3 protein-coding genes, 2 pseudogenes and 1 CRISPR repeat array are annotated in these 5,648 nt (G+C 67.7%); of the genes and pseudogenes, 2 read left to right on the top strand and 3 right to left on the bottom strand.

Going from position 1 to position 5,648, the window contains the following annotated elements; genetic code table 11:
• Positions 1-620, top strand: a pseudogene (locus tag AB0389_RS37560) (transposase); the annotation flags it as partial.
• Positions 621-905: 285 nt separating this feature from the next.
• Here the strand turns inward: AB0389_RS37560 and AB0389_RS37555 are convergent.
• The 3 genes and pseudogenes from AB0389_RS37555 to AB0389_RS37545 all read right to left on the bottom strand — a co-directional run.
• Positions 906-1,295 (bottom strand): annotated as a pseudogene (locus tag AB0389_RS37555) (hypothetical protein); the annotation flags it as partial.
• The gene (locus tag AB0389_RS37550) at positions 1,273-1,626 is read right to left on the bottom strand and encodes a DUF6233 domain-containing protein (RefSeq protein WP_366400082.1); all 354 of its coding nucleotides are present in this window, start codon (positions 1,624-1,626) and stop codon (positions 1,273-1,275) included. The gene AB0389_RS37550 and the pseudogene AB0389_RS37555, both read right to left, overlap by 23 nt.
• Positions 1,627-1,773: 147 nt before the next feature.
• Entirely contained in the window at positions 1,774-2,763 is a 990-nt protein-coding gene (locus tag AB0389_RS37545; protein ID WP_366400081.1) for a hypothetical protein, read from the bottom strand.
• Positions 2,764-3,590: 827 nt separating this feature from the next.
• Here AB0389_RS37545 and AB0389_RS37540 point away from each other — a divergent pair.
• On the top strand, positions 3,591-4,817 hold the full coding sequence (locus AB0389_RS37540) for an IS110 family transposase (protein WP_366400080.1): 1,227 nt from the start codon (positions 3,591-3,593) through the stop codon (positions 4,815-4,817).
• Positions 4,818-5,292: 475 nt separating this feature from the next.
• Positions 5,293-5,504: a CRISPR direct-repeat array (repeat unit 29 nt; unit sequence CTGCTCCCCGCCCGCGCGGGGATGGTCCC).
• Positions 5,505-5,648: the final 144 nt, after the last annotated feature.

The raw sequence follows: 5,648 nt of genomic DNA, 5'->3' as shown, positions 1-5,648 counted from the left end.
GAGCGGGGTGAGGTGGACCTTTCGCTGGTCAGCGTGGACTCCACCACCGCACGTGCCCACCACGACGCCGCCGGGATGCACCTTGATCCGGAGACACTGGACGCCCTGGAGAAGGCGGCCGAGGAGGAGAAGACCCGCTCAAAGGGGGCGACAGCAAGGAACAAGTCGGACAGGACACCGACGTCGAGGCCGGGCGGGTCAAACGGCGACGCGTCCGGCGACGCCGCAAGCTCCGCCTGAAGGCCGCCCTGCTCGGCCGCTCGCGGGGCGGGCAGACCAGCAAGGTCCATGTCGCTGCCGACCGCAAGTGCAGACCGCTCGTCCTCACGCTCACCGCCGGACAGGCCGCCGACAGCCCGCAGTTCATCCCCGTGCTCAACAAGGTGCGGGTTCGCCTCCCGGTCGGCCGTCCCCGAACCCGGCCCGACGCGGTCGCCGGAGACAAGGCGTACTCCTCCCGAGGCAACCGCTCCTACCTGCGCAAACGCAACATCAAGGCAGTCATCCCGGAGAAGAAGGACCAGGCCGCCAACCGGAAGAAGAAGGGCCGCCGGGGCGGCCGTCCCCTCACCCACGACGCCGAGCTCTACAAGGACCGCAACACCGTCGAGCGCCTGATGTGCGCCACGAGGCGCCTTGTTGTATCCCCGGCTCAGCCGGGAGGAATTGGAGGGATATTCCTGGGCCTGATGGCTTACCTGGATCCGAAAGGTGATGGGGACCAGAGCATGCCAGACAATCAGTTGAGAACCATCTGACCTCCTGTCAACGCTGCCCGCATCTCGGGGGAACCTCAGGGGAACCTCACGCTGCGCTCGGTACCGCGGTGTTTTCGTCGGGTGCACGGCCAGGATGCGGGCGCGCGGGGTGTGTCCCTGGGCGCGGGCGTAGGTCTCGGACATGACGATGACCGCTGCGGCCCCGTCGGACAGTGGGGCGCTGTTGCCGGCGGTGACCCTGCCGTCGGGCCGGAACCGCGGGGGCAGGGTGGCGAGGCTCTGCTGGGTCACTCCAGTGCGCGGGCAGTCGTCGGCCGTGGTGGTGGTGCCGTCCGGGGTCTTGATCGGGACGATGTCGCCGAAGTAGAGGCCTTGATCGATGGCCTGTTGGGTGAGGTGGTGGAGAGGGGCGGGCGGCGTAGGCGTCCATGTCGGTGCGGATGATGCCGTACAGGTCGGCGGTGTTCTCGGCGGCCAGTCCCACCGGGATGTAGGGGCGGGGTGCCTGCCCTGTTCGACTCGTGGCTCAGCGAGAGCGTACGTCCGTGGTCCGTCATTCCAGGATTCCCAGGTCAGTGTCTGGGCGACATGCTGGGCACGGGTCGACGCCTTGGGCCACGGCCTGGCGAGCCTGCTCGCGCGTTAGGCCCTGGGGCCTGCGGCTCTTCTGCCCGCTCCAGCACTCGTTGGTGTGGACGTACATGGCGGTGCGCCCGTCCAGGCTGCGTTCGAGGAGCCAGTCCGAGGCTGGCGGCCGAGCTGCTGCGGCTCGCTCTCGCTCGGCCTCGCGACGCTTCTCATCGGCGATCCACCTGTCGATCTGCGCGAGCTGGCGGAGCAGCTGCTGCTCGACGACCCGGCGGGTGAACGTAAGCGCGGCGAGTCGCGACATCCCGATATCGCTCATGTGTTCGATAATACGGTGCGGCTGATCCTCGCCACTGTGACTCGCAGTGCTACTTGGCCACTCACGTGACACGCGCCCGCGACAGGGCCATCGTGACGCCCGCCGGGCGTCACGCGCGGCGAAGCGGTTCAGGCGCAAGGTCCGGAGCTATCGGAGCCCGACTGCTCGAAGCGCCCGCTCGTCCCCCTCGTACGGGTAGAAGTGGCCGTGGTCGGGGCTCGTCTGGAGCAGCACCCCCTCTTCCTTGTCGGCATGAAACAGCGCCAGAGCGGCGCAGCTCTTGCACTTCTCGCAGGTGAGGAACGGGCTCAGCGGATGGAGTCCTTGGTCGCGGTCAGCCAGGTACAGGATGTGGCCGATTCGTTCCGGTCCGGCGTGACACAGGCTCTCTGTGGGAACGACCGGGTGGTCACCCATCAACCGCCGAAAGGTGACGGTGTCCGACTGCTCGTGGGGATCCCACACCACGTTGGTCACATCGAGCAGCTGTAGGTCAGCGAGGAACCGTGCTCGGCCGAGGAGGAAGCGCAGGCCGTCTTGAGCCTCCTTCAACTTGGCGGCTGAGGCAGCGGGGAGGTCTTCACGCCAGTGGGCCCTGCTGTTGCGCTTGGTGGCGAGGCTTCGGCACGCCTCCTCAGCCTCGTCGTCCGCAAGGAAGACAGCGAGCTCATGGAGGGGGTGCTCTGGAGGAAGGCGGGACATTCCCTCCGCTGTTGGAATCTGCTGGAGGATGCGCTGCCAGTCCCCGAAGCCGGGGCCGCCGAGCCCGGTTGCGATCTTCTTCTTGAAGGCTCCGATGGCCTTGCAGGTGATGCCGGCCTCGTGCGCCAGAGCGGTCGTGAGAAGCGCGCTGTACCCAAGCAGGGTTTCCGCGGCCTTGAGTACGGCCGCGTACTCCTTCGCCTGTGCATCGTCCTGGCCGTCCGCGCTCTTCTGCGCCTCGACGTTCCGCCAGCGCAGAGCGATCGGATAGGGGTATCGCGTACGGACGATAAAGTCCGGACCGTCGAGTTGGGCAGCAGCCACAGACCGGAGCCGGGTCAGCTGGCCGGTAGTGATAATGCGCCGCCGGGCCTCCTCTGGGCTCCCGCTCCTGTCGAAGACCGACTGCGCGAGCGCGCTGGCTTCGGCCGCCATTTCACCCAGCCGCTGCCCGGCGGCAGCGAGATCTGCCAGAGCTGCGGACAGCGCCTGGTCTTCATTCGGCAGGTCCAGCGCCTTGACCGAGGAGAGCCTGAGGTGCTGTTGCCCGGATGTCCCGACCTTGAGATCTCCGACGGTATCGGAGCGCAGGAACGCGAGGATAGACGGGCGTACTCCGGCGACAAGGATTTGGTCGGGCGGAGCACGAAGAGGCTGCTCACAGCAACGGCCGGTAGATCGGCTTCCTGTACCAGAGCAGCCTTAGGCCGACCGGAAATCACCGATGACAGCAAGATGTCGTCGGCGCGGAGACGAAGCCGCTCCGGCGCGTCGTTGCGCCAGTCATCGACTTCCGGATCCGGTTCCGCGATCACACCATCTCGCCCAATGTTTTTCAGCCAGATGAGGCGGACAGCGTCCGAGTCGGTCGGCCCGCAGGCGCCGTCTGCGGCCCGACGGTTAAAAGTCCATCCGCTGAAGACCGTACTGAACACCGATTCGAACGGTAGGCGGTCCGGCGACGACTCTTCGTGCTGCTCTGTGCTGGACAAGGTCCCCGTTACCTTTTCTGTGGCCCCGAAATGGGGCGCCTGGCCCCCGGGTCCGGTATGGCTGTGTGCCCCCTGTCGTACGGATGACCTGGGGGGTGTTGCCGCCGGGCTTCGGGGCACCGCTTGACCGCTGATGAGGGGCCTGACAACCGCCTGGTCCGGCGCAATGCCGGGCCGCTTCACGGGCGGCATGTCTGCGTAACGTGGTTGCCGGCGTGTGGTGCCGCAGGGACGGCCGGGAGAAGCACGAGTGGCGAGAGGCACGCGTACATGGTCGACACCATCGGGACAGATCTCTTCCTCGGCCTGGACCTGGGCAAAGAGTTCCACCACGCCCACGGTCTGACCGGCGTGGAGGGCAAGACCGTCCACGACAGGAGACTGCCCAACACCGAACCGAAGCTGCTGGAGCTGTTCACCAGGCTGGTGGCGAAGTTCGGCACCGTTCTGGTCATCGTGGACCAGGTCGCCAACATCGGCGCGCTGCCGCTGACGGCGGCCCGGGCGGCCGGCTGCCGGGTGGCCTACCTGCCGGGGCTGTCGATGCGGCGGGCCGCCGACCTGCATCCGGGTGAGGCCAAGACCGACGCCCGCGACGCCTATGTGATCGCGCAGACCGCCCGGTCCATGCCGCACACGCTGAGGGCGGTGGACCGTGACGACGAGGCGCTGGCCGAGCTGACCATGCTCACCGGTTACGACAACGATCTGGCCGGCGAGGTCAACCGCACCACCAACCGGCTGCGCGGCCTGCTCTCCCAGATCCACCCCTCTCTCGAACGCGTCCTCGGTCCGCGTCTGGCCTACCCCTACGTCCAGGCCCTCCTTCAGCGGCACGGCTCCCCGGCCAGGCTGAAGAAATTGGGCCGTGCCCGCTGCGAGGCCCTGCTCAAGGCGCACGGCTCGCGCAAGGCCCGCCACCTGACCGGCGAGATCTTCGACGCCCTCGCCGAGCAGACCCTCGTCGTCCCGGGCACCGAGGCCAGCGCACTGATCGTGCCCGGACTGGCCGCCCAGCTCGCCGCCGCCCACACCCAGCGCCGCCAGGCCGAGCAGGAGATCGCGGCCCTGCTGGAGGCCCTCCCTCTTTTCCACCTCCTGACGTCGCTGCCCGGCCTGGGCGTCAGGACCACAGCAGCCGTGATCGTCGCGATCGGTGACGGCACCGCCTTCCCCACCGCAGGACACCTCGCCTCCTACGCCGGACTCGCGCCCGCCACGAAGTCCTCGGGCACCTCCATCCGCGGCGAGCACGCACCCCACCGCGGCAACCGGCTCCTCAAACGCGCCCTGTTCCAGGCCGCGTTCGCCGCGATCGGCTGCAAGTCCGACCCGTCCTCCCGGATCTACTACGACCGCCAACGCGCGCGCGGAAAGACACACACCCAGGCGATCCTCCGCCTGGCCCGGCAGCGGGTGAACGTCATGCACGCGATGATCCGCACAGGGGCCCTCTACGAACCCCGCACCCCCGACGACATCGACCTCGCAGCCTGACAACCCCATCCACCCCTACCCTCCAGACCCCGTCACACCCGCGCACCGGCACGGCCGCCCCGGCCCCGCCGGCCACCGGCCTGCCCATCAACCACCCGATCCGCCGGGAACATCCCGCTTCGCGGAACGTTCCCGAAAACCAGGACCAACCCCCACAAGCCAACCCCACCGGGGTTGACGAAACAGATAGGGGCACCCCCCAAGCCCCGCACGGACCTCCGCCACAACCGTCATGGCAGATGAATACAGGCAACTCGGAGCCCAAGACGGCCAAACAGAGAAAAGACGCCCCTGGACTACCGAATTGCGGAGAACTCAGGCCGCAGCGCGCCGCATCTCGTATCATCTGTCGTCACTCAGACCCAGCAGATGACCATCCACCACTGCAGAAACTTCCGCGATGCCCGATTTGACCGACTCGGTGAAAGTACTCAGAAACGCTGTCCGGCGCCGATAAAGCAGCAGGTCACAGAGCCTGCTCCCCGCCCGCGCGGGGATGGTCCCCTGGACGAGATCGCCAGGAGGACCCGCTGATGCTGCTCCCCGCCCGCGCGGGGATGGTCCCGGCTGGGACGTCGTCGAATCCTGCGAGACCTACTGCTCCCCGCCCGCGCGGGGATGGTCCCCTCACCGCGTAGATACTGGACGCGGTGCCGGTCTGCTCCCCGCCCGCGCGGGGATGGTCCCTCCGTGCTCTGCGTGGTCTGCTGCGCCATTGTCTCAATGCCGCGTACTTAGAGTGTGTCTCACGTGGCAAGTTTCGCGAGCTTCTTGTAGCAGGTCAGGGCGGCGGCCAGGCCGAGGAAGGCGAGGAAGTGCGAGCCCTTTCGT

Source organism: Streptomyces sp. NPDC093109, from assembly GCF_040701725.1.
GTDB lineage: Bacteria > Actinomycetota > Actinomycetes > Streptomycetales > Streptomycetaceae > Streptomyces.
This window is presented reverse-complemented; position numbering and strand designations above follow the sequence as displayed.